Source organism: Cypionkella aquatica, assembly GCF_030161095.1.
Taxonomy (GTDB): domain Bacteria; phylum Pseudomonadota; class Alphaproteobacteria; order Rhodobacterales; family Rhodobacteraceae; genus Cypionkella; species Cypionkella aquatica.
The window spans coordinates 1-22,176 of sequence record NZ_BSPP01000016.1; the positions used below are offsets into that span (position 1 = coordinate 1).

Sequence of the window (22,176 nt, forward strand, 5' to 3'; positions counted from 1 at the left end):
CTCTGCCTGCGCCAAAAGGTCGGTCGCAATCATCTCGGCATCGCCAGTCTCATCCGCCAGAGTGTAGATCTCGGTGGTCGCCGTATCATTAAAAAACCCCACCGGACCAAACACCTGCCGCTTGGCTTCGTTCACAAAAGCATTGCCCGGCCCCATGATCTTCATCACACCCGGCACAGTCTCGGTGCCAAACGCCATCGCCGCAATCGCCTGCGCGCCTCCAATGCGGAAAATCCGATCCGCGCCAGACAGATGGCACCCCGCCACCATCGCCTCATGCGCATTGGGCGGCAGACACGCGATCACCTCAGGCACACCCGCAACCTTTGCCGGAACAATCGTCATGATCGGCGCCGACAACAGCGGAAACCGCCCACCCGGCACATAGCAGCCCACCCGGTCAATCGGGATAACCCGATGCCCCATGAACACACCGGGAAGCGGCTCAATCTCAAGCGGCAAAATCGTCGCCAGTTGCGCCTCGGCAAAGCGGCGGACGTTGGCGATGGCGAATTCAGTGTCCTTCCGCGTCTGCGGATCAAGCGCCGCCACAGCCGCCTCACGCTGCGCTTGCGTCACTTCAAACGCCTGCAGGTCTGATTTGTCGAATTGCGCCGAATACTCCCGCACCGCCGCATCGCCGCGCGATTTGACGTCAGCGAGGATCTTGGCGACCAGTTCGGCCACAGGTTTGTTATCGCTTTCGGCATTGCGGCTGGGCGCTTTTACCCAAGAAATTTTTGCGGTCGGATAGGCTTCGGACAGGTTCGACATCATGCTCCTTTCGGGCCAGAAGGGCCTTTGTTTTGCGGTTAGGCTAGTCAATCTGCATACGTTTGCAAAGCCCTGTTTCACATTCGCGCGCATTTTGCCCGCAACCCCCTTAAATCTTTGGGGTTTTGTTTGCCATGAAGCCATTGAGCGGCAATCTCTCGCTGAGATTTTACAGAAATCTGCACAACAGTCTTGCCATCTTGCCCGGGCTTGGTCTATCCATATTGCAAACGTATTCACTGCCGAGGATTGAAATGGCTGTAACCTGGCTCAAACGTGGCAAGCCCGAAACGGAACGCGCGGCCGATGATGCGAAAACCCGCGCGATGGTCGAATCTGTGCTGGCCGATATCGAATCGCGTGGCGATGCGGCGGTGCGCGATCTGTCGGTGAAGTTCGACCGCTATGACCCGCCCAGCTTTCGGTTGACCCCGTCCGAGATCGAAGCCGCGATGCAAAAAGTCTCTGCGCGCGACATGGAGGATATCCGGTTCGCGCAGACCCAGATCCGCCGATTTGCAGAAGCGCAGCGTGCCAGCATGACGGATATAGAGGTTGAAACTCTGCCCGGCGTCTTCCTTGGCCATCGCAATATCCCGGTGCAGTCGGTCGGCTGCTATGTTCCGGGCGGCAAGTTTCCGATGGTTGCCAGCGCGCATATGTCGGTGCTGACGGCGTCGGTTGCTGGTGTGCCGCGCATTGTGGCGTCGGCCCCGCCGGTGAATGGTGCGCCGCATCCGGCGATTGTGGCCGCGATGGCCTTGGGCGGCGCGCATGAGATTTACGTTCTGGGCGGGATGCAGGCCGTGGGGGCGATGGCGATTGGCACCGAAACCATCACGCCCGTGGATATGCTCGTCGGCCCCGGCAATGCCTTTGTGGCCGAGGCCAAGCGCCAGCTTTATGGCCGCGTTGGCATTGATCTGTTTGCGGGCCCGACTGAAACTATGGTGATCGCTGACGATACGGTGGATGCCGAGCTTTGCGCCACTGACCTGCTGGGTCAGGCCGAGCATGGCTATAACTCGCCCGCCGTATTACTGACCAACAGCCGCAAACTGGCCGAGGCGACACTGGCCGAGGTGGACCGCCTGCTGCAAATCCTGCCAACCGCCGCGACGGCATCGGTCAGCTGGGCCGATTACGGCGAGGTGATCGTCTGCGACAGCTATGATGAGATGCTGGCGGTCGCCAATGATATCGCCTCCGAGCATGTGCAGGTGATGACCGACCGCGACGACTGGTTCCTGCAAAACATGCACTCTTATGGTGCGCTGTTCCTTGGCCCGCGCACCAATGTCGCCAATGGCGACAAGGTGATCGGCACCAATCACACCCTGCCGACCAAGAAAGCTGGCCGCTATACGGGCGGGCTTTGGGTTGGCAAGTTCCTGAAAACCCACAGCTATCAGCGCATCACCACCGACGCTGCCGCAGCCGAAATCGGGGCCTATGGCTCGCGCCTGTGCATGCTGGAGGGCTTTGTTGGCCATGCCGAGCAATGCAATATCCGCGTGCGCCGCTATGGCGGGCAGAACGTGCCTTACGGGGCGGCCGCCGAATGAGCCTGCCGCGCACGCCTTCGTTCCGGCTGGACGGTCGCCGCGCGCTGATTGCGGGGGCGTCGTCTGGCATCGGGCTGGCGGCTGCGGTTGCGCTGGCAGAACAGGGCGCGCATGTGACCCTGTGCGCCCGCCGCGCTGTCGAGCTGGCGGGTTTGGTTGAGGATCTGCGGGCCGAGGGCTTTGCCGCGCAGGCGCTGCCCTTGGATATCACCGACACCAAAGCAACCGAGGTCGCGCTGGCAGCCTTGCCAGCGTTCGATATTCTGGTGAACTCGGCTGGCGGTGCGCGCCACAGCCCCGCGATCGAGACCACGCCCGAGGATTTCGATTTCGCCACCAACCTGAACCTGCGCGCGGCCTATTTCCTGACCCGCGCTGTCGCCGCCCGGCTGATTGCCGAAGGCAAACCCGGCAGCCTGATCAACATCACCAGCCAGATGGCGCATGTCGGCGGTATCGACCGCGCGGTGTATTCGGCCACCAAGCACGCGGTGGAAGGCATGACCAAAAGCATGGCGATTGAGTGGGGCAAGCACGGCATCCGCGTCAACACCATCGCGCCGACCTTTATCCGCACGGCACTGACAGCTGCCACTTTCGCCAACCCCGAGCGCGCGGCTTGGATTGCCAGCAAGATCAAGCTGGGGCGCGTCGGCGAAGTCACCGACATCATGGGGGCCGTGGCGTTTCTGGCCTCGGATGCCGCAAGCCTGATCACCGGAACCTCTCTTCTTATCGATGGCGGCTGGACCGCCGATTAACCGCAAAGGTGCCCTATGACTCCGCAAGAAATGGAAGCCCGCATCGTCCGTTATGGCGATCTGCGCCCCTGCAAGACCGCGTTTATTGACGCGCATACCCCCGGTTCCAACCGTAAGGAAAACTTCACCATCATCGGCGGTGGCGTGTCGGAAAGCCCAGACCAGCATGTGCATATCGTGGACACCCCCGGCTTTAACATCGGGGCTGCGGGCCAGCCGCCCGGTTGCCGCAACAGCCTGCATACCCACCGCACCGCCGAAGTGTTCTTCGTGCTGAAAGGCCGTTGGCGGTTCTTCTGGGGCCGCTATGGCACGGCTGGAGAGTTCATCGCCGAAGAGGGCGATATCTTCAACATCCCCACCGGCATCTTCCGCGCCTTTGAAAACGTCGGCACCGATTACGGGATGATCATGGCCGTGCTGGGTGGTGATGATGCGGGCGGTGGCGTGGTCTGGGCGCCGCAGGTGATCACTGATGCCAAGGATTACGGCTTGACTCTCGGCAAGAATGGCAAGCTTTATGACACCAAAAAGGGCCAGAACCTGCCCGAAGGCGTGGTGCCGATGCCGCTGTTGACTGAAGAAGAGCTGAAAGCTTTCCCCGAACCCACCACCGCCGAGGTGATCCCCAATTGCGTGGCACGCTATTGGGATCTGATGGCTTTGTCTGATCGTCAGCCCGCCAAGGTGATCGGCGCGGAAGGCAAACTGCGCGACCGTCCGGGGTTTGAGGTTGACTTCCTGTCGCGCAACTCGATCACTGATGCCCCCTACAGCCTTGACCAGCATGAGATTCTGATGCCGATGCGCGGGCATTGGCGGCTGACTTGGGCGGGTGGCACCACGGCGCTGAACCCCGGCGATACGGCAGCGATTCCCCCCGGCCTTGAACACAGTCTGACGCCTGCAATGACGGGTGAAGCCTCGCTTTACCGGGTGATCAGCACCGAAGATCAGGCGGGTCTGACCGGGCGCTTGTTGTAAGCCATGCTGCTGCTGATCCCCGGCATGATGTGCGATGCGCGGATGTGGGGCGACCTGTCTGGGTTGCCCTGCACGGTGCATCACGCCGACATGACGGGGGCGGACAGCGTGCAAGCCTTGGCCGCCGCGATCCTGCAACAGGCCCCCGACAAATTTGATCTGGCGGGCCTGTCGATGGGCGGCATCGTGGCGATGGAGGTGCTGCGGCAAGCCCCCGAGCGGGTTCGCCGTGTTGCGTTGTTAGACACCAACCCGCGTGCAGAATTGCCCGCTGTGCAGGCCCTGCGCGCACCACAGATCGCCCGCGCACTGGCTGGCGATCTGGCGGCACTGATGGCGCAGGACACAATCCCCCGCTATTTTGCCATGCCGCGCCCAGACTTGGCCGCACTGTGCCTCGACATGGCTCTGGATTTGGGTCCCCAGACCTTTGCCCGACAGTCGCGCGCCTTGCGTGACCGCCCTGAGCAGACCGAAACGCTCGCAGCGTTCAAAGGCCCGGCTTTGGTCCTGATGGGCGCGCATGACCAGCTTTGCCCGCGCGACCGCCATGAGCAAATGCACAGCCTGATGCCGCAATCGCGCTTTGAGATCATTGCAAACGCGGGCCATCTGCCGACGTTGGAAAATCCCGGCGCCACCCAATTGGCTTTGGTAAACTGGCTAAATCAACCTGTATAGGATCTCTGCGATGCCCCAAATCCGCCAAGTTTTTGCCAATGGCGCCAAGGCCGTCAATGGCTGGTGCGCCATACCCTCGCCCGTCACCGCAGAGATCATGGGTCGGCAGGGCTTTGATCTGATGACCGTCGATTTGCAGCATGGGTTGATCGACTATCAAACCGCCCTGACGATGTTGCAGGTGTTGCAGGGCCTGGCCGCCCCCGTCATGGCCCGCGTGCCGTGGAACGAGCCCGGCATCATCGCAAAGGTCTTGGATGCGGGCTTTGCGGGGTTGATTTGTCCGATGGTCAACACGGTCGAAGATGCGCAGCGTCTGGTGCAGGCGACCCGCTACGCGCCGATGGGCAGCCGCTCTTTTGGGCCAACGCGGGCGAATATGGTTTTTGGCCCGGGCTATGCAAAATCCGCGAACACTGAGGTTATGGTGTTTGCGATGATTGAAACCCGCGAGGCATTGGGCAATCTCGACGCCATTCTGTCTGTGGCGGGCATTGATGGGGTTTATGTCGGCCCGTCTGATCTTGGCCTGTCCTTGGGCTACGAGCCGACGCTTGATCCGACAGCCGCCGAAGTGCTGGACGCCATCGCCACCATCGCAAATCGCACCAAGGCGGCAGGTCGGTTGGCGGGTATTCACACCGGATCGCCTGAAATGATCCGACGCGCCTTTGTACAAGGCTATGACTTTGCATCCCTGCTTACCGATGCGCGGTTGTTCACCTCTGCAGTCGCGGGGCAACTGGCGCTGGTGCATCAGACGACGATCGAAGCGGTGAAGGGCTATTAGGGCGCTTTGGAACTGCGGCTGCTTGTCTGGGTACAGCAGCCTTGTGAAGGTTTTGGGGCAAGCGTTTGGCTCCCGACAAGGCGCGGTGCTGGCAGCAAGCGGTCGACATTGCGCCAGCCGCTTTGGTGGTCAGAAATCCAAGCCTAAGTCCAATGTCCGGGCCGAATGGGTCAGCGCGCCGCAGGATATGTAATCCACCCCCGTCGCTGCGACTTCGGCGATGCGGGGCAGCGCCATGTTGCCCGAGGCTTCGGTTACCAAGCGCCCTGCCACCAGCGTCACGGCTTGGTGTAGGGTGGGCGTATCCATGTTGTCCAGCAGCACGACATCTGCACCACCAACCGACAGCACTTCGGCGAGTTGGGCCAAGGTATCAACCTCAATTTCGACCTTCATCATATGCGAGACGTTGGCGCGGGCGGCTTGCAGGACCGCGCTGATGCCGCCTGCCGCTGCGATATGGTTGTCTTTGATCAGGATGGCATCGGACAGCCCGAAGCGGTGGTTGAAGCCACCGCCATGCAATACGGCGGCTTTTTCGACCATACGCAGACCCGGCGTGGTCTTGCGGGTGCAGGTGATGCGGGTGGCGGTGCCCTTGGTCTGCGCGACAAAGGCGGCGGTCAATGTGGCAATGCCGGACAAGCGCCCAGCGAAGTTCAAAGCGATACGCTCGGCGGATAGGATCGAGGCGGCAGCGCCTTCGATCTGCATCAGAACATCGCCGGGGGCGCAAAGGCTGCCATCGGGGCGGTGCAGGGTGATGGCAAGTGACGGGTCCACCAGCCGAAACGCGATGGCGGCCAGTTGCATACCAGACACCACGCCCGCCTCGCGCGCGTTCAGCCGTGCGTGGTAGCGCGTGCCTGCCGGGATCACGGCGCGGGTTGTGACATCGCCATTCGGGCCAAGATCTTCGATCAATGCCGCGCGCACCAAGGGTTCCAGCAGCAGATCGGGCAGCGGTGCGAAGGCAGCGGTCATGCGGAAGTCTCCGTTACGGATTGGCGCAGGGCGAGGGCTTGGGTCAGCGTCAGGGTGCTGCGATGCGCCAGCGCGGGGTTGGTATCGGGGAAATCACGGCGGCACTGCGCGCCGCGCGATTCCTGACGCAGCAGGGCGGCAGCTGCGATCAGGGTGGCTGTTGCCGTCATGTTCAGGAAACCCGGATTGCCTTTCGCCTGCGCTTCCAGCGCGGCAATGTGGCAGAGCGCGGTTTTCAATCCAGCCGCATCGCGCACAACGCCGACATGTTCGGTCATGGTCTGGCGCAAGGAAGCGACCAAGGCAGGGTCAGGCGGCAAGCCGCCGTTTGGCAACGTCAGCGTCACGGGCGGCGCATCGCTGCGGTCCAGACCCTTCGCAATATCACGGGCGGCGCGGCGACCGTAGACCAGTGCTTCGAGCAAGCCATTAGAGGCAAGGCGGTTGGCGCCGTGCAATCCGGTGGCACTGGCTTCGCCGCAGGCCCAAAGCCCGGACAGACTGCTGCGCCCCTGTGCCGAAACTGCGATGCCCCCCATGTGGTAATGCGCGGCGGCGGCAACCGGGATGGCTTGGGTGACCGGATCAATACCGCCGCGTCGGCAGGCCTCGGCCACGGCGGGAAAGCGGTGCGTGATCTCTGCACCGATGGCGGTGCGGGTATCCAGCATCGGGCGGCGTCCGGCTTGGGTTTCGGCAAAGATCGCACGGGCGACCACATCGCGCGGAGCAAGTTCGGCATCGGGGTGAATGTTCAGCATAAAGCGGGTGCCGTCGCGGTTGATCAGGGTGGCGCCTTCGCCGCGCAAAGCCTCGGTCGCCAAGGGGGCGGGGTCTTCGCCCATGTCGATGGCGGTGGGGTGGAACTGCACAAACTCGGCATCAGACATCACCGCCCCTGCCCGCGCGGCCATGCCGATCGCCTGCCCCCGGATGCGCGGTGGATTGGTGGTCAGCGCATATAGCCCGCCCGAGCCGCCACCCGCCAAAAGCACTGCGGTGCCACGCAGCCGGATCGGCCCCGAGCCATCGGTGGCCTCGATCACCACCCCGGTAATTTTTCCGTCTGAGGTCGACAAATCCGTGGCGACAACACCCTCGATCACCTGCACAGACGGGGTGCGCCGCACTTCGGCAATCAGTGCGGCCATGATTTCGCGGCCCGCCTGATCGCCTTGCACCCGGACCACGCGCGCCAGACCATGCGCGGCCTCGCGCGACAGCACGTAGCCACCCTGCGCATCGCGGTCGAACGGCGTGCCTATTGCGGTCAGATCAAGTATATGCGCGCGGGCCTCGGCGGTGACAAAGGCGGCCACATCGGCGTCAACCGTGCCTGCCCCAGCGCGGATGGTATCGGCGGCATGAGCTTCGGGGCTGTCGGCTTCGGCCATCGCGGCGGCGATACCGCCCTGCGCCCAAGCCGAACTCGCCCCCTGCCCCAGCGCGTCGGGAGAGATCATCAGCACCGGATGCGGCGCAAGGTTCAGTGCGGCATAAAGCGCGCCCAGACCCGCGCCGACAATGATCACCCGTTCGGTATCAACGCTGTGCGGCGGTTGCGCTGTCATGGCTTAGGCCGCGGCCCGGCTGATGTCGATCATCCGCTGCACCGCGATACGGGCGCGGGCGGATACTTCGGGGTCAACCTCTACTTGGCCGGTCATCGTGTGCAGGGCATAGAGGATTTTCTCCAGCGTGATCATCTTCATATAAGGGCACATGTTGCAGGGCTTGGCGAATTCGACCTCGGGCAATTCATCGGCGATGTTTGCGGCCATCGAACATTCAGTGACCAGCATCGCCTTGGCGGGTTTGTGTTTGTGCACCCAATCAATGATGCCCTTGGTCGAGCCGGTAAAATCAGCCTCGGCCACCACTTCGGGGGTGCATTCGGGGTGGGCGATGATTTTCACGTCGGGGTCATGTTCGCGGTAGGCGCGCAAATCGGCAGCTGTGTACAGTTCATGCACGATGCACGAGCCTTCCCACCACACCACGCGTTTATGGGTCAGCGCGGCGACGTTGCGGGCCAGATATTGGTCGGGCGTCATGATCACGGTGTCGCCGGGCATGGCGTTGACGATCTGCAGCGCATTGGCAGAGGTGCAGCACACATCTGACACCGCTTTCACCTCGGCAGTGGTGTTGACGTAAGATACCACGGGCGCGCCGGGATAGAGCGCGCGCATCTCGGCCACGCCCTGCGCCGTGATCGATTCTGCCAGGGAGCAGCCCGCATCCATATCCGGCATCAGCACGGTTTTGGACGGGTTCATGATCTTTGAAGTTTCCGCCATGAAATGCACGCCGCATTGCACGATCACATCGGCCTCAACCTCGGTCGCCTTGATTGCCAGTTGCAGGCTGTCGCCGACGAAATCGGCAACGCCGTGGTAAATCTCGGGCGTCATGTAGTTGTGGCCTAAGATCACCGCGTTGCGTTCGGCTTTCAGGCGGTTGATGGCGATGACATAGGGCGCGAAGGTTGCCCAATCGGCCAATGGCACCACGCGGTCCATCTTGGCATGGATGTGCTTGGTGGCTTCGGCGGCGGCAAGCGATGGGGCAAGGTCATAGCTGGCGGCCAGTTCGGCGCGCATCTTTACAACATCGGACAAATTCGCCATTCCCTTACTTGGATGTGGGATAAACCCATTCGGTGCTAGAGCGCCCTATAGTGCCTTTTGTGGATGACGCAAACCCTTCATAATGCGACGTTTTTGATCTTTTGGTGAAATGGCGCAGACCGGATCGGTCGATCAGAGGTGTGCTGAAACCGTTTTTCCTATCTGCGCCGCGTATATAGTCAAGTTAGGCGGGCGTCGCTTGCGCAGCGGCAAGACTGGCTGTGATTCACCTTCATGCGGGCGCCTCTGCCTAAATTGCGCAATGCAGCATCAGCGCACGCAATATCGTCGCAACATGATGGCTTCAGAAGGCGCTCATGACAGAAAAGAGCAAAGGTATCGGCGGCAAAGCTAGAGATGCTTTGCGATCTGCCCTATGCTGCATCTGACAAAGCGACATAAAAGCGCGTGTCAGTGCGGCATTTCTGTCGGGCAGCTTTATCGTGGCAAATCGGTCGCGTTGGACATCGACGGTGAGTGGCGGGCGGCATCAGGTGAATTTGGACAGCATATTTGATAGCAGCTATTATCGCCTGCAGAGCGGGCTGGATTTTGATGATGCCCAAGCGGTCCTACATTTTCAGACACAGGGCGACGCGCTTGGGCTAGATCCAAACGCCTGTTTTTCGACGGTTTGGTATAAAAACCGCTATCCGAAGTGGAGCCGTCGCGGGGCGCAAACTGCGGTCGAAGATTTCCTGCGCCGCAGCGAGAAGGGCGAAGACCGCCAGCCACATCCGTTGATCGACCCTGCCTTTTATCGCGCGACCTACCCTGATCTTGCGGATCTGGGCGGGCGCGCAGCCCTGCATTTCATAGCACTTGGCGATGACGAGGGGCGGAGGCCCTCTGCTGGATTTGATACCGATTTTTATCAGCGGTGTTATCTGCGACCGGGACAAAACGGCGCGCTGCGCCACTATGTGACCGCGGGCAAGGCCTTAGGGCATTTGCCCCGCCCCCTGCCCCGCAATCGGGCTCAGTCCGCCTTGGCGATGCGGCAAGCGATCACTGCATTGCGGACAACCGGGATGCGGCCGATCTTGCTGGTCTGCCATGACGCGCAGGCTGCCGGAGTGCCGATCTTGACGCTTGATCTGGCGCGCGCCCTGCGCGCTCGGTCCTATGCGCCGATATTTCTGCTGGGCAATGCCGGCCCGCTGACTGCGCGGTTCCAAGAGTTGGGACCGGTCTTTGTGCAATCCGAGGGGTGGGACACCACTGGCTTGGCCGAAGGCTTGCCGAAAGGCACGCGCGCCTTGATCAATACGGGCGCAGCTGCGGGCATGGCCGTGCCACTGGCCAAATTTGGGCTTGAGTGTCTGCTTTTGATCCATGAGATGCCTGATTATCTGCGCGAACAGAGCTTTTTACAGCCTCTGCGGGCTGCGCGAGATGCGGGTGCGCGGCTGGTGGCTTCGATGCCCTTGATGGCCAAAGCATTGGAGCCGGAGTTCGGAGCGTTGAACGTAGTGACGCCGGGCATCGTGTTGCCGCCGACGCCGCTTGCGGCATTTGTGCAGCGGCGCAAATCTCGGGGGCATGGGCCGGTGTTCATCGGAGCCGGCTATGCTGATCGGCGCAAGGGATTTGATCGGTTCATCGAGGCCGCTGAAGCTATCGCAGGCCAATCGCCAAGGGCCAGATTTGTCTGGCTTGGTGCGCTTGATGCTTGGGCGCAAAGTCTGGCCGATGCTGCAAAAGTGCGTGGCTTGAACTTGACCCTGCCGGGCTTTGTCGATGACAGCCTTGCCTGGTATCGGGGAGCCGATGTTTATCTGTTGACCTCTCGGCAAGATCCGGGGCCAACGACCGTGATCCATGCGGCAGCCGTCGGCACGCCCTTTGTCGGCTATGCCGCCGATATCGGGCTGATCGGTTTGACCGAAGGCATCGGGCAGTTTCTGCCCGTGGCGCAACAGGCAAACTTTGCAGCTTTGGCGTTGGATATGGCTGCAGGTGTTACCGCAGCTTCGCGCCGCAGGCTGCGCCGTCTGATCCGGCAGAAAACCGACTTTGCGCGCTATGTCGATACGCTGGATAAGCTGCTCACCGCGTCTTTAACAACCGCTGCAACCTGACCCAGTCTCGCAGCGGTATGGCAGGATTGCCCACCATCCGCGCGCCCGGGGCGACATCGCGCATCACGGCGGCACCAATCCCGATCACCGCGCCATCGCCAATAGACAAAGGCCGCGCGCGGGTGCCATTCATCAGGATGGCACCCGGTGCGATTACCACATTGGCGCCAATCTTGACATGCCCCAACACCGTCGCCCCAAAGCCGACAGAGGTATTTGCGCCAATCTCGACATCATGACCCAGCACTGCACCCAAGATTTGCGCCATCGCACCGATCCGCACATTGGGGCTGATGCGCAGATGCGGCACACAGAGACTTCCCGCGCCATATTCAGCACCCGGATCAACATGGCCCATCCCAAAGCAAGTGGCGGTGGCCAACATGGCCCCCTCGGACGCAAGCTGGGCCGCCATTCTTGCGCGCAGATTGCCGCTTCCCGGCGTCACGAGCACCGGAACATCCCCAAACATCGCACGGCGCTCACCAGAGGATATCACAGGAATATCCAAGGCCGGGTGACGGAACCCGTGTTCGATATCGTCGATCAAAGCGTGAATTTTCACCCGGCCTTGCCAGTGCTCTTCCATCGCTTGCAAGATCACCAAACTATGGCCACGCGCGCCAAAGACGGTGATTTCATCGAACTGTGTGGTGGCTTGGATCATGCCTGCCTCTTTCATTGCATCACAGACCGGACCACAACTGCGATGCGTTTGACGTCCGATGCCGTAACCCGGCCATGCATGGGAAGGCACAGCACTTGCGCCCCAAGGCTGGGCGCTAACGCCGGGCCGCCCTCTGCGGTCACGATGCTTGCATCGGGCCAAGGGGTGCCCTGCCCGCACAAAATGGGAAAGTGATCGCGCGCGATGATCCGGCTTTCGGCCAGTGCCACATGTAACCGCGCGCGCAAATCCGGTGCTAGGCGCAGCGCATAATAGCCAAGACTGTCGCTCGCCTCCGCGCGCGTTGCATGCAGCCGCAGCCCCGGTATCCCGCCAAGCGCCGCGTCGTAGCTGCGGCGCAATGCGGCCCGAGCCTGCAATTCGCTTGCAAGATCTGGCAGCAACGTCAGGCCCAAGGCCGCTTGCAGCTCTGAAAGTTTGCCGTTGAGGCCCATACCAACGGGCTTGCCCGCCTCAAGCCCAAAGTTGCGCATCCGGCGAAAGGCTTGCGCCTGACCGCGCCGTGTCACCACATAGCCGCCCTCGCCCGTGTGCAAAATCTTGGTCGCGTGCAGCGAAAAGGCCGCTGCATCGCCGTAATGCCCAAGCGGCTGGCCCCCAAAGCTGACATCAAACGCATGCGCCGCATCATACACCAGCCACAGCCCATGCTGCTTGGCAATTTCCGCCATGGCTGCAACGTCGCAGGGGACACCCAGAAAATGCACCGGCAAAATCGCCGAGGTGCGCGGCGTGATCGCCGCCTGAACAGCGCGCGGACATAGCGTCAGCATTTCGGCGTCGACATCGGCGAAGACCGGGCGCAATCCGCTCCACGCGATGGCTTGCGCCGTCGCAGCAAAGCTAAGCGGCGTCGTGATCACCTCGGAGCCAAGCGGCAGATTGCCCAGCCCAAGCGCCAGCATCAGTGCCATCGTGCCCGATGAGGTCAGCGATGCCGCATCAGACGCAGCCTCTCGGCGGGTCAGTGCTTGCTCGAGTTGCATATGCAGCGCGCCGCCATTGCTGAACCAGTTCGCGGCGATGGCCTCTGCCATCAGTTCGGCCAAGCGGACAGGATCGGGCGACATCGGCGCGCCAATCGTGATGATCCGACGGAGATCTGGTTCAGCCATTCATAAATTCCCCCGCACCGGCTAATGTTCGACCACTGCCATCACTGAACCGCATCTTGCTGCCGCCGTAAACCGGGTTAAACAGCCACTAAGCAGCACCTTTGACCCTTTGCCATGAAACCACCCTATCGCAATTTCTGACATCGGGGAATGCAGTGCCGCTGAACGGCTTTTGGTGCCATTTTGGGGCCTTGGCACTGCGGCTTGACCAAGAAGCATCAAGCGCTGCTGAGCCTTGGCGGCAATGTTTTGAAATATGATGGGCCTTCAATCGGGCGTTTGCCGTCAGACAGCATCGCAGCCTGTCGCTTGACAACTTGAACCCGCGACTGTTGACTATACCGGGGCAGCCGCCAGCAAAGTCCGATCTGCTGGCTTGGAGAATGGACGCAAGATCTGCCCAAAATATAGATGCTGTTTCCAAAGCATCTGCAATATAGTGGCCAAATTTTGAGTAGTATATGTCGAGTAATCACGCGGAAACCAAGATAGATACAATTTCCGGGGTTGTTTATATATTCGTCCCTGTATCTCGGGTGAAATTCAAGAAGACGGGTGAGTTTCAGTTCATTCTCGGGCTGCAAAGGGCGCTATCACGGTGCCGCATCAAAAGCCAAACGATCTTGCTGGGTGAAACAGTCAGTGCCCTGCAGAATGGAGATATTGCCCTTCACATTTGCGGACAATATTATCGCCCTCCCATCCCCGGCGTGCCAAATATACTTTGGGTTATTTCCAATCCGCAGCTGCTGACTTTGCCATTGGCCCGCAGCTATCAACATATCTTCAGCAGTTCGAGACGGTTTGTGCGTTGCCTCGAAGGGTTGGGCCTGAACAACGTCAGTTTTTTGTCGCAGTGCACGGATCTTGGTGTTTTTAAGCCTCCTGAAGTATCAGGGAACCGACACAGATCATTTTTCTTTGCTGGCAACATGCGGCAGGACTTTCGGCGCAGCAATGTTGAAATGTTGCTGTATCTGGGCGTAGATATCGAAATTGTTGGGCGCGGCTGGAGCCTTCTGAACCACCCGACACAACCAACCAAGCCTTGGATCAAAACCGATGAGCTTGTCAAAAAATATCAATCTTCTCGGGTGGTTGTAAATCATCATCGTCAATCAATGCGGGCGCTGGGCTTTGCAAACAACCGCATTTTTGATGCGCTGGCTTGTGGTGCCAGGGTGCTAAGTGATGACGTTGAAATCCCTGCTGAACTGCAACCCTACGTTACAACTTCGTCCACTGGCATATTACACAAAGATGCATTGGAGGCGCTGAGCTTGGCTCCGCCAATCGTTGGCGAAGAGCTTGAGATTTTAAGGAGTATCTTGCAGAACGAATATTCCTTTGATGCAGCTGCACGCAAAATCATCGGAAAGGTAGCCGATCTTGCGACGAATGGTATCGTTTTCCAAGCACCGTTTGACAAATTGCGCGCCCATCCGCTGACTATGCCTGCGACAAAGTGGTCTATTAATACCTGCGATGACCCTGACTTGTTTGACCTTCTGTCTAAGAATGTAGATAAAAACACAATATGGACGCCCGGATCACCTATTCCCAATGATACTGTGCTTGTTGCCCCGAAGCATCTCATGGTTGCTACTGACGCAATGCCCGAGCGATCAATTTCATTTCTGCTGGCGCCCGTAAATCGGCATAACAAACTAGATGCCGAAAAGATGAGCATTGATCTTGCCGTGCATATCCGGCGCTTATCCACATTAGCAATGGTGTGCGCCGATGTTGGGATACTGGGACGATTTAGATTTATCAAGATCGACGAGATTGACCCTAGCCAAGACTCTGCCAATCCGCTTTGTAGCATCGCACGCGACATTTACTCGACTTGGGATAAATCCCCGATAGACAATATGACGTTCTCCCTCACCAGTTTGCAAGATTCGCTAAGCAAAAATAAACCTGTCGCTACGGAAATAGTTTTGCCGCAAATAAACGACGCCATCATACGTTTTAGCCCAGATGCTTCGAGCGAACCTCTTGATAAGTTGCTAAGTCGCATATCAAGTGACACGCCCGAACGTCAGTACGAAGAACTTGCCAATAATATTTTTTACCAATCACAGATAAACACTAATTTCGTGCTCAAGGAAATGAACGTGCGAAGGTTGGACTCAGAAGGTCAAGGCAATTCGGCCAAAGTAGAAGCGATTTCTTTCCAGTCGAGACTAAGTGCCCCCAAACCCACCAATCCAGTTGGTGTTTTCATTCATTTGTTCTACCTAGATGGTATCGACGCCATCAAAGATATTCTATTGCGCATCAATGCACCTATGCATATCTACATTTCAACTGATTGTGATATTAAGCGAGAATTGATCAAAGAAAAATTTGAAAACTTTCAAACTGACATTCGTGTCTTCAAGAATCGGGGCAGAGATATTTATCCGAAGCTTTTTGGTTGGATTCCCGAACATCAGCACCATGAGCTTGTGCTTCATTTGCATGGAAAGAAATCTGACCATATTCGTCCACTTGCACAATCTTGGTTTGATGATATCACCGAATGCCTTGCACCTGATGAGGGAACGGTTAACAGCATCATTGCAATGTTTAAGAATATTAAAGGTCTGGGTATGATCGGCCCCCGTCCATTCCAACAGATTGCCAACAACATACACTGGCGCAACAATCACAATATTGGGCGCGAGATTTTGCGGCGAATTGGTATGGCCAGCAATATTGCCGATCTACCGTTGCAATTTCCAGCTGGAAGCATGTTTTGGGCTCGACCATCGGCTTTGGCACCGCTGTTCAAACTGGCGCTAGATGCAGATGATTTTCCGCCAGAGCAAGGTCAATTGGATGGAACTTTGGCGCATGCATTGGAGCGCTGCCTTGCTTTGTCGTGCGAGTTTGCGGGGCTTCGGTATTTGGAGGTCGCGCCGGGCACCGAAGGCCGTGAAAAAATGGATGTAGGTGCGGTTCGAGCTTTACTTAAGGCCAATTAGGCCATTCGGACCGGCCCGGCGGTGCCATCGGCAAGCTTTTGCGGCGCTCATTGGGATCTTCGTGGGTAGGCGGCCGAGCCTCTTGCATCGAATATGCTTTCACATCGCCGCAAGACCCGGTAAGCATCACAATCTTCGCAGATTTGGGAAAAAACATGGCGCAAAATGCCACCGTTTACAAAGTTGAGCTTTCCGTCTCAGACATGGATCGCCACTATTATGAAACGCATAAACTGACCATAGCCAAGCATCCTTCGGAAACGGATGAACGGTTGATGCTGCGTATTGTCGCTTTTGCGCTGAACGCCCATAAAAATCTGGAAATGACTAAAGGAATTTCAACCAATGACGAGCCCGACATCTGGCAAAAGAGCCTGAGTGGCGAGTTGGAAGTTTGGGTCGCACTCGGCTTGCCGAGCGAGAAAGTTATGCGACAATCCTGCAGTAAGGCTGATAAAGTCGTTGTCTACCCATACGGTGGTAAAACTGCCGAGATTTGGTGGGACAAGATCAAAGACGGAAGCCTTCGGTTCGCAAATTTGCAAGTTATAGGGTTTTCCGAAAAGGATACAACCGAACTGACCAAGCTGGCGAACCGCACGATGCAGTTGCAGGTCAATATTCAGGATGGCGAATTGATGGTCAGCGTCGCAGATCACATTGTTTATTTGACGCCGTTAAAATGGAAGGCCGCCGCGTAGCTGACCAGCAACGACTATCTTTAGTGCAGTGATTATTAAGGGCTCTGAATCAAAGCTTTCTCACCGATTTGCCTGACATTTTCAAAGGCATGTTGCGTCCCTAGCTGGGAAACTTTGCTTAGCATACCTAACCAGCGATATATATTTTTTCAGAGCGCAAATAGTTTTACGCTTGCTCAGCCAAGGGTCGCTGACAGACATATTGCTGTGGGATATGCTGCCTGCCATCGCGTGCCGGATCAACGTCCGCACCACGCGGCTGGGATTATTGCGGCGACCGACACTATGGGCTTTGCCGCACCAAAATCTGATTGGAGCGCGCCAGCTTCAGCATTGTTTGCTCATATTTTTATTCCCTCGACCATCCAGATAGAGGCAGGCCATGCAACTGGCAACAAGATACCCTGTGCCATCAGTGCGGCTCCGCTTAGGCGCAGCGGGCCGGTGGCCAAAGCACATTTGGCCCGCGATTGCGGTGGCGCATCATCGGCGTTCATCAGGCGGATTTCATAGTGCGCTGCGGGGTCAAGCCCGGTCAGACGCAGGGCTTTGGGCAGAATCTGTCGGCTCATCTCGATCTGGGCTGAGGCCAGCACAAATCGCCCGCCATCCTCGGAAACTTGCATCTCGGCAAGCACGGCAGGATCAGCGCTGTCCAGCCGCAGCGTTGCTGCCCGCATGAGCCAATCGCGGTTGGCTTTCCACCACGCAGTCACGTGGCCCAGTGTCTGCGCCTCGGCAGTGTCGAGCGCGCGAAGGTCCATCTCAAAACCAAAGTGCCGGGTGGCCGCGACCCAAGCGCGCAGCGACATGGGATGCGCGCGCCCGGTGGTGTGGGATTTGCGCGCACCGACATGGCTGCCGACAACACAGGACGGCAAGAACAGGGCGGCGTCATGCTGGATGCGCAGCCGTTCGATCGGATCAAGGCAATCGGACAGCCAGACGCGCTGGGTCTGCGCGAGTATGCCTGCGTCGATCCGACCGCCGCCCGAGGCGCAGCTTTCCAACTCGACCAGCGGATGTGCAGCGCGCAGGCGGGCCATCAGGGCATAGATGCCACGGGTCTGCTCGGCGTCCACCACTGGCAGCAGGCGGTTGTGATCCCATTTCAGATAATCGATTGGATAGGCCCGCAACAATGCCGAAAGCACTTCAAACAGATGGTCCTGCACCGCTTGTAAGCCAAGGTTTAGCACCAGTTGGTTGCGCCCGGTGGTTTGATCGGCATGCCCCAGCACCCAATCGGGATGGGCGCGGTAGAGGTCGCTGTTGGGGTTGATCATCTCGGGTTCGACCCAAAGGCCGAAGGTCATGTTCAGCGCGTGGATGTGGGCGATCAGCGGATGCAGGCCCTGCGGCCATTTGCGCAGGTCCACCGTCCAGTCGCCAAGGCTGGAAGTGTCGTTGTCGCGTAGTTTGAACCAGCCATCGTCGAGCACGAAACGCTCGGCCCCCAAGGCGGCTGCACGGGTGGCGATGTCGGATAGGGTGGCAAGGTCGTGGTCGAAATACACAGCCTCCCAGCAGTTGTAATGCACCGGGCGCGGGCGGGCGGGGTCGGGCCATGTCACCACGCGGTCGCGGATGTCGCGCTGAAAGGTCTGACCGATGCCATTCAGGCCGCTGTCTGACACCGCCGCCAGCAGTTCAGCCGATTGAAACTGTGTCGAGGTTTCCAGTTCTGCGCCCCATGCTTGGCCAAACTGCACCTGACGCCGGCCGTCGGGCATCTCTTCCGCGACCATGCGGTGCCCGCCTGACCATGCATAATGCAGCGCCCGCACCTTGCCTGCGGTATTGGTGCAGCCGGGTTCTGGGAACAGCGCATAGGGCGGATGTTCTTGGCCCGAGCGCCCAGTGCGGGCCTCGCGCAGGCGGGCGCCGACAGACCATGGCTGGCGCTGCAGTTGAAACTCGCCGAGCCATTTGCCCGCAACGTCGATCATTTCGGTGCCCAAGGCTGGGATTGGCAGCACAGGCGCTGCCAGCCAGTGCAGGCGGACCGGGCGATCTGCTTGCAGCGCGGTGGTCATTGCGATCACGCCCGTGGGGTGGGCGCGGAAGCTGTGGCTTAGGCGCAGTCCGTCTGCGGTGCTGTGCAGGGTCAGAGCATCTGGGGCAATCTCGGCATGGTCGAACCGAAAGCGTGGGGTGATCTGGTGGCCGTCTGCCTCGCTAAGCGCCATGCCGGGTTGGCCCTGCCAATCGGACCCCGGCAGCGGGCAAAGCGACAGATCGGGCAGACGGTCGAGCATCCCGCCTGTCAAATCAGACACTTGAGACAGCGCAAGCGCCTCCAGATCTTCGGATGCGGGCAGTGGCGCACCCCAATAGACCACCTGAGGCATGATGCCTTCGGTCGCCAGAACAAGCGTTTGCTGCGGGGTATCCAGACGCCACTGCGGCATGGCTTAAACCTTTTCCGATAGGGACTTAGCGACGGTGACGCTTTGCGCGGGCATCTGATGGTTGCCCAGCACACATTCAAAGCTTTCTGGCAGGCTCCATGCCTCGGGGCCATAGTTGGTGAAGAACCACAGATCGCCCCGGCGGCGCAGGCGGATGTGTTCGGGCAGCGGCATGGTGTGCAGGCCCGCGGTGTGGCAGACCAGATCCATCACCGACCCGAGTAGTGCCTCATCCGGCCAGCACAGCAGATGCAGGGCTTGGCCGTGTTGGGTCAGCGCAGGGCCGCCGTCTTCAAAGCGGGCCAGCACCTGCGCTGTTGTTGTCGCGTGGTCGCGCCAGCGGGTGGCGTGGCCTTCAACCCCGCCGCTGACGGTTTGGGTCAGACCGGGGCGTAGCGATGCGACTTCGATCACGCGGTTTTGCGTCAGGTCGTGCAGCGGGCCGGGGGGCAGATCGTGCGGGATGGCAAAGCTGCGGGTGCGCGAGCCTGCCCGCGGGCCAATCAGCACCACGCCCTTTGCGGACTCCAGTGCCGCCTGTGCGGCATCGGTGACGTGGATCATGGTGGGCACGATCACCGCCGCGTATCCGCCCAAGGGCGCACCGGGGCGGACCACATCGACATCAAGGCCGCGACGGCGCAAGGCCTCATACCAGCGGAAAGCAAGTTCTTCGTAGCGGAAGTCGCAGCCCTGTGGCTGCACCATGGTGGCCCAATAGCTGGCATAGTCGAACACAATGGCCACCGGAGCCTGCTGCACAGCAGGAAGTTGCCCGAGTTGTGCTATTTCTTGCGCAACGCGGCCCGCTTCAAGGCCGCCGGGCGACAGCGCGTCCGCCCCCGGCAGGTTCAAGCCGGCGTGATATTGTTCCTGCGCAAAGGGGGCCTGACGCCAGCGGAAATAGCTGACGACTTCGGCCCCGTGGGCCATGGCTTCCCATGTCCACAGCCGCACCATGCCGGGTTTGGGCACCGGGTTCCATGCCGCCCAGTTCACCGGGCCGGGCTGCTGCTCCATCACCCAGAACCGGCCACGTCCGACACCTCGGTAAAGATCGTGATGCCACGGGGCGATGTCGGGGTGCGAGGTTTCGGCCCAGCGGTTGCGCTCGGCTTCCGAGAACGGGAATTTTTCGACAAAGCCAATCGGGTAGCTATCCCATGATGCCAGATCAAGGTGATCGGCCACGGCGAAATGATCAAAATCTGACACAAAGCCCATGAAGTTATGGGTGATCCAGCGGCCCGGTGAATGGGCGCGGATGATGTCGCATTGCATCAAGTCATAAGCCGCGACCTGATCGGAATGGAAGCGCCAGAAATCCATCCGATGCGCCGGGTTGGCCTCGGTCACGGTCAGGTTCGGCAGGGTGACTTCCGCGAAATCGGCGACCTCCATCGACCAGAACACCGCGCCCCAAGCCTCGTTCAACTGATCGCAGGATTGATAGCGGCGGCGCAGCCAGTCTTGGAACGCCCGCAAATCTTCCGGGCCCCAAGACAGTGTTGTGTCGTGGCAGCCGTATTCGTTGTCGGTTTGCCAGCCAACCAAGCCGGGATGATCGCCGTAACGCTGCGCAATCGCGGTGACGATGCGGGCGCTTTCGCGCCACCAAGCTTGCGACGACATGGTGTAATGCCGGCGCGAGCCAAAGCCGCGCACGCGGCCTTGTTCGTCGTAGGGCAGAATGTCGGGACATTCATCAACCAGCCATTTCGGCGGCGTGGCGGTGGGCGTGCCAAGCACGATCTTCAGCCCTGCGGCGTGCAGCACATCCATGGCGCGGTCGAGCCAGCCAAAGTTGAACTGATCGCGCGCAGGTTCGATGCGAGACCATGCAAATTCGCCGATGCGGACGAAGGATATGCCAAGCTCGCGCATCCGGCGCGCATCGGTGGTCCAGCGGGCTTCGTCCCATTGTTCGGGGTAGTAGCAAACTCCAAGCATCAGCGCGTCAAGTCCCCGTTCAATACGGCATTGCCGTCTGCATCAAACAAGTGGCAGGCGCGCGCCGGAAAGCCGATCTGCATCGTATCACCGGGACGCTCGGCTGCCAGACCGTCTGCCTTGACGGCGATTTCGGTGCCATCCGCCAGACTGACAAAGAACAGGGTTTCGGACCCCAGATGTTCTGCCAGTTGCACCTTTGCAGGCAGAACCGCGTCACCTGCCCCCGTAGCGCTGGCATGTTCGGGGCGCAGGCCCAAGGTCATCTTGCCCGCAGCCGCCAGCGTTCCAGCCAGTTGCAGGGTGGCTCCGCCCGGTAGTGTCACTTCGATGCCGCCGTTGTGGGGGCGGGCGTCAACCGGGATGAAATTCATCTTGGGGCTGCCGATAAAGCCCGCGACGAACAGGTTTTTCGGGCGGTGATACAGTTCCAGCGGGCTGCCGACCTGTTCAATGCGCCCCGCCGATAGCACGACGATCTTGTCGGCCATCGTCATCGCTTCGACCTGATCATGCGTCACATAGATCATCGTGGCACCCAAGTCCTGATGCAGACGCGAGATTTCGCCGCGCATCTGCACCCGCAGCGATGCATCAAGGTTCGAGAGCGGCTCGTCGAACAGGAACACTTCGGGGTTACGCACGATCGCGCGGCCAATCGCCACCCGCTGGCGTTGCCCGCCCGAAAGCTGGCCGGGTTTGCGTTCCAGCAGGGGTTCCAGTTGCAGCATCTTGGCGGCGGCGGCGGTGCGCTTTGCAATCTCGGCCTTTTCATGGCCGGTCATGCGCAGCCCAAAGCCGATGTTCTCGCCCACCGTCATGTGCGGATAAAGGGCATAACTTTGGAACACCATCGCCACACCGCGATCTGACGGGCCGATTTTCGTCATGTCGCGGCCACCGATGCGCAACGCGCCCTGCGAGATGTCCTCTAGCCCAGCGATCATCCGCAGCAAGGTGGATTTGCCGCAGCCCGAGGGGCCGACAAACACGCAGAACTCGCCGTCTTTGATCTCAAGGTCGATGCCCTTGATGATGCTGATTGCACCAAAGTCTTTTTTGACGTTGCTTAGGCTTACTTCGGCCATG

Annotated in this window: 16 protein-coding genes; 8 read left to right on the plus strand and 8 right to left on the minus strand. The window is 59.7% G+C overall.

Annotation, left to right across the window (positions count from 1 at the left end):
* The first annotated feature begins 1,028 nt into the window (after positions 1–1,028).
* Genes hisD through QQJ98_RS18420 form a run of 5 tightly spaced genes read left to right on the plus strand, consistent with a single transcriptional unit; the run spans position 1,029 to position 5,555 of the window.
* Positions 1,029–2,339, plus strand: a complete 1,311-nt coding sequence (gene hisD / locus QQJ98_RS18400; protein WP_284326729.1) for a histidinol dehydrogenase — start codon at positions 1,029–1,031, stop codon at positions 2,337–2,339.
* On the plus strand, positions 2,336–3,100 hold the full coding sequence (locus tag QQJ98_RS18405) for an SDR family NAD(P)-dependent oxidoreductase (RefSeq protein ID WP_284326728.1): 765 nt from the start codon (positions 2,336–2,338) through the stop codon (positions 3,098–3,100). The genes hisD and QQJ98_RS18405 overlap by 4 nt, the downstream gene beginning before the upstream one ends.
* A 15-nt stretch (positions 3,101–3,115) precedes the next feature.
* On the plus strand, positions 3,116–4,084 hold the full coding sequence (locus QQJ98_RS18410) for a cupin domain-containing protein (protein ID WP_284326727.1): 969 nt from the start codon (positions 3,116–3,118) through the stop codon (positions 4,082–4,084).
* A gap of 3 nt (positions 4,085–4,087) precedes the next feature.
* Positions 4,088–4,765 carry an alpha/beta fold hydrolase gene (locus QQJ98_RS18415; protein WP_284326726.1) on the plus strand — a complete coding sequence of 226 codons (678 nt, stop codon included), beginning with the start codon at positions 4,088–4,090 and terminating at the stop codon, positions 4,763–4,765.
* Between the two features lie 10 nt (positions 4,766–4,775).
* Entirely contained in the window at positions 4,776–5,555 is a 780-nt protein-coding gene (locus tag QQJ98_RS18420) for an HpcH/HpaI aldolase family protein (protein WP_284326725.1), read from the plus strand.
* Positions 5,556–5,684: 129 nt separating this feature from the next.
* Here QQJ98_RS18420 and nadC read toward each other — a convergent pair whose 3' ends face one another.
* From nadC to nadA, 3 genes are read right to left on the minus strand one after another with little or no spacing between them, the layout of a single operon-like run.
* Positions 5,685–6,539, minus strand: a complete 855-nt coding sequence (gene nadC, locus QQJ98_RS18425) for a carboxylating nicotinate-nucleotide diphosphorylase (protein ID WP_284326724.1) — start codon at positions 6,537–6,539, stop codon at positions 5,685–5,687.
* A complete protein-coding gene (locus QQJ98_RS18430) occupies positions 6,536–8,110 on the minus strand; it encodes an L-aspartate oxidase (protein WP_284326723.1) in 1,575 nt (524 codons plus the stop codon). Before QQJ98_RS18430 ends, nadC begins: the two co-directional genes overlap by 4 nt.
* Positions 8,111–8,113: 3 nt before the next feature.
* Positions 8,114–9,142 (minus strand): quinolinate synthase NadA, encoded by a 1,029-nt coding sequence (gene nadA / locus QQJ98_RS18435; protein WP_431307837.1) that lies wholly within the window; start codon positions 9,140–9,142, stop codon positions 8,114–8,116.
* 470 nt (positions 9,143–9,612) lie between these two features.
* On the opposite strand from nadA, the gene QQJ98_RS18440 reads away from it, so the two are divergent.
* Positions 9,613–11,250, plus strand: a complete 1,638-nt coding sequence (locus tag QQJ98_RS18440; protein WP_284326721.1) for a glycosyltransferase — start codon at positions 9,613–9,615, stop codon at positions 11,248–11,250.
* Here the strand turns inward: QQJ98_RS18440 and QQJ98_RS18445 are convergent.
* Positions 11,219–11,917: an LbetaH domain-containing protein gene (locus QQJ98_RS18445; RefSeq protein ID WP_284326720.1), complete on the minus strand. Its 699-nt coding sequence runs from the start codon at positions 11,915–11,917 to the stop codon at positions 11,219–11,221. The two genes, QQJ98_RS18440 and QQJ98_RS18445, sit on opposite strands and share 32 nt — an antisense overlap.
* Before the next feature lie 11 nt (positions 11,918–11,928).
* Positions 11,929–13,053: a DegT/DnrJ/EryC1/StrS family aminotransferase gene (locus QQJ98_RS18450; RefSeq protein ID WP_284326719.1), complete on the minus strand. Its 1,125-nt coding sequence runs from the start codon at positions 13,051–13,053 to the stop codon at positions 11,929–11,931.
* A gap of 461 nt (positions 13,054–13,514) precedes the next feature.
* Here QQJ98_RS18450 and QQJ98_RS18455 point away from each other — a divergent pair, with 461 nt between their 5' ends.
* Together QQJ98_RS18455 and QQJ98_RS18460 are read left to right on the plus strand one after the other, a co-directional pair.
* Positions 13,515–16,025 carry a rhamnan synthesis F family protein gene (locus tag QQJ98_RS18455; protein ID WP_284326718.1) on the plus strand — a complete coding sequence of 837 codons (2,511 nt, stop codon included), beginning with the start codon at positions 13,515–13,517 and terminating at the stop codon, positions 16,023–16,025.
* 155 nt (positions 16,026–16,180) lie between these two features.
* Entirely contained in the window at positions 16,181–16,726 is a 546-nt protein-coding gene (locus tag QQJ98_RS18460; RefSeq protein ID WP_284326717.1) for a YaeQ family protein, read from the plus strand.
* 341 nt (positions 16,727–17,067) lie between these two features.
* On the opposite strand, the gene QQJ98_RS18465 is transcribed toward QQJ98_RS18460, so the two are convergent.
* The 3 genes from QQJ98_RS18465 to QQJ98_RS18475 are packed head-to-tail and all read right to left on the minus strand — an operon-like array spanning position 17,068 to position 22,175.
* Complete coding sequence (locus QQJ98_RS18465; protein ID WP_284326716.1) at positions 17,068–19,137, minus strand: alpha-galactosidase; 2,070 nt, start codon at positions 19,135–19,137, stop codon at positions 17,068–17,070.
* Positions 19,138–19,140: 3 nt separating this feature from the next.
* Positions 19,141–21,087, minus strand: coding sequence for a beta-galactosidase (locus QQJ98_RS18470; protein WP_284326715.1), 1,947 nt, complete (start codon positions 21,085–21,087; stop codon positions 19,141–19,143).
* Entirely contained in the window at positions 21,087–22,175 is a 1,089-nt protein-coding gene (locus tag QQJ98_RS18475; protein ID WP_284326714.1) for an ABC transporter ATP-binding protein, read from the minus strand. The genes QQJ98_RS18470 and QQJ98_RS18475 overlap by 1 nt, the downstream gene beginning before the upstream one ends.
* Between the last annotated feature and the right edge of the window lies 1 nt (position 22,176).

Bases quoted from the DNA above. Each gene is read 5' to 3' on its own strand.
- nadA (WP_431307837.1), bottom strand. From the start codon at position 9,142: ATGCGCGCCGAACTGGCCGCCAGCTATGACCTTGCCCCATCGCTTGCC.
- QQJ98_RS18470 (WP_284326715.1), bottom strand. From the start codon at position 21,087: ATGCTTGGAGTTTGCTACTACCCCGAACAATGGGACGAAGCCCGCTGG.
- QQJ98_RS18420 (WP_284326725.1), top strand. From the start codon at position 4,776: ATGCCCCAAATCCGCCAAGTTTTTGCCAATGGCGCCAAGGCCGTCAAT.
- QQJ98_RS18465 (WP_284326716.1), bottom strand. From the start codon at position 19,137: ATGCCGCAGTGGCGTCTGGATACCCCGCAGCAAACGCTTGTTCTGGCG.
- QQJ98_RS18460 (WP_284326717.1), top strand. From the start codon at position 16,181: ATGGCGCAAAATGCCACCGTTTACAAAGTTGAGCTTTCCGTCTCAGAC.
- QQJ98_RS18410 (WP_284326727.1), top strand. From the start codon at position 3,116: ATGACTCCGCAAGAAATGGAAGCCCGCATCGTCCGTTATGGCGATCTG.
- QQJ98_RS18445 (WP_284326720.1), bottom strand. From the start codon at position 11,917: ATGATCCAAGCCACCACACAGTTCGATGAAATCACCGTCTTTGGCGCG.
- QQJ98_RS18455 (WP_284326718.1), top strand. From the start codon at position 13,515: ATGTCGAGTAATCACGCGGAAACCAAGATAGATACAATTTCCGGGGTT.
- QQJ98_RS18415 (WP_284326726.1), top strand. From the start codon at position 4,088: ATGCTGCTGCTGATCCCCGGCATGATGTGCGATGCGCGGATGTGGGGC.
- QQJ98_RS18475 (WP_284326714.1), bottom strand. From the start codon at position 22,175: ATGGCCGAAGTAAGCCTAAGCAACGTCAAAAAAGACTTTGGTGCAATC.
- QQJ98_RS18430 (WP_284326723.1), bottom strand. From the start codon at position 8,110: ATGACAGCGCAACCGCCGCACAGCGTTGATACCGAACGGGTGATCATT.
- QQJ98_RS18405 (WP_284326728.1), top strand. From the start codon at position 2,336: ATGAGCCTGCCGCGCACGCCTTCGTTCCGGCTGGACGGTCGCCGCGCG.
- hisD (WP_284326729.1), top strand. From the start codon at position 1,029: ATGGCTGTAACCTGGCTCAAACGTGGCAAGCCCGAAACGGAACGCGCG.
- nadC (WP_284326724.1), bottom strand. From the start codon at position 6,539: ATGACCGCTGCCTTCGCACCGCTGCCCGATCTGCTGCTGGAACCCTTG.
- QQJ98_RS18450 (WP_284326719.1), bottom strand. From the start codon at position 13,053: ATGGCTGAACCAGATCTCCGTCGGATCATCACGATTGGCGCGCCGATG.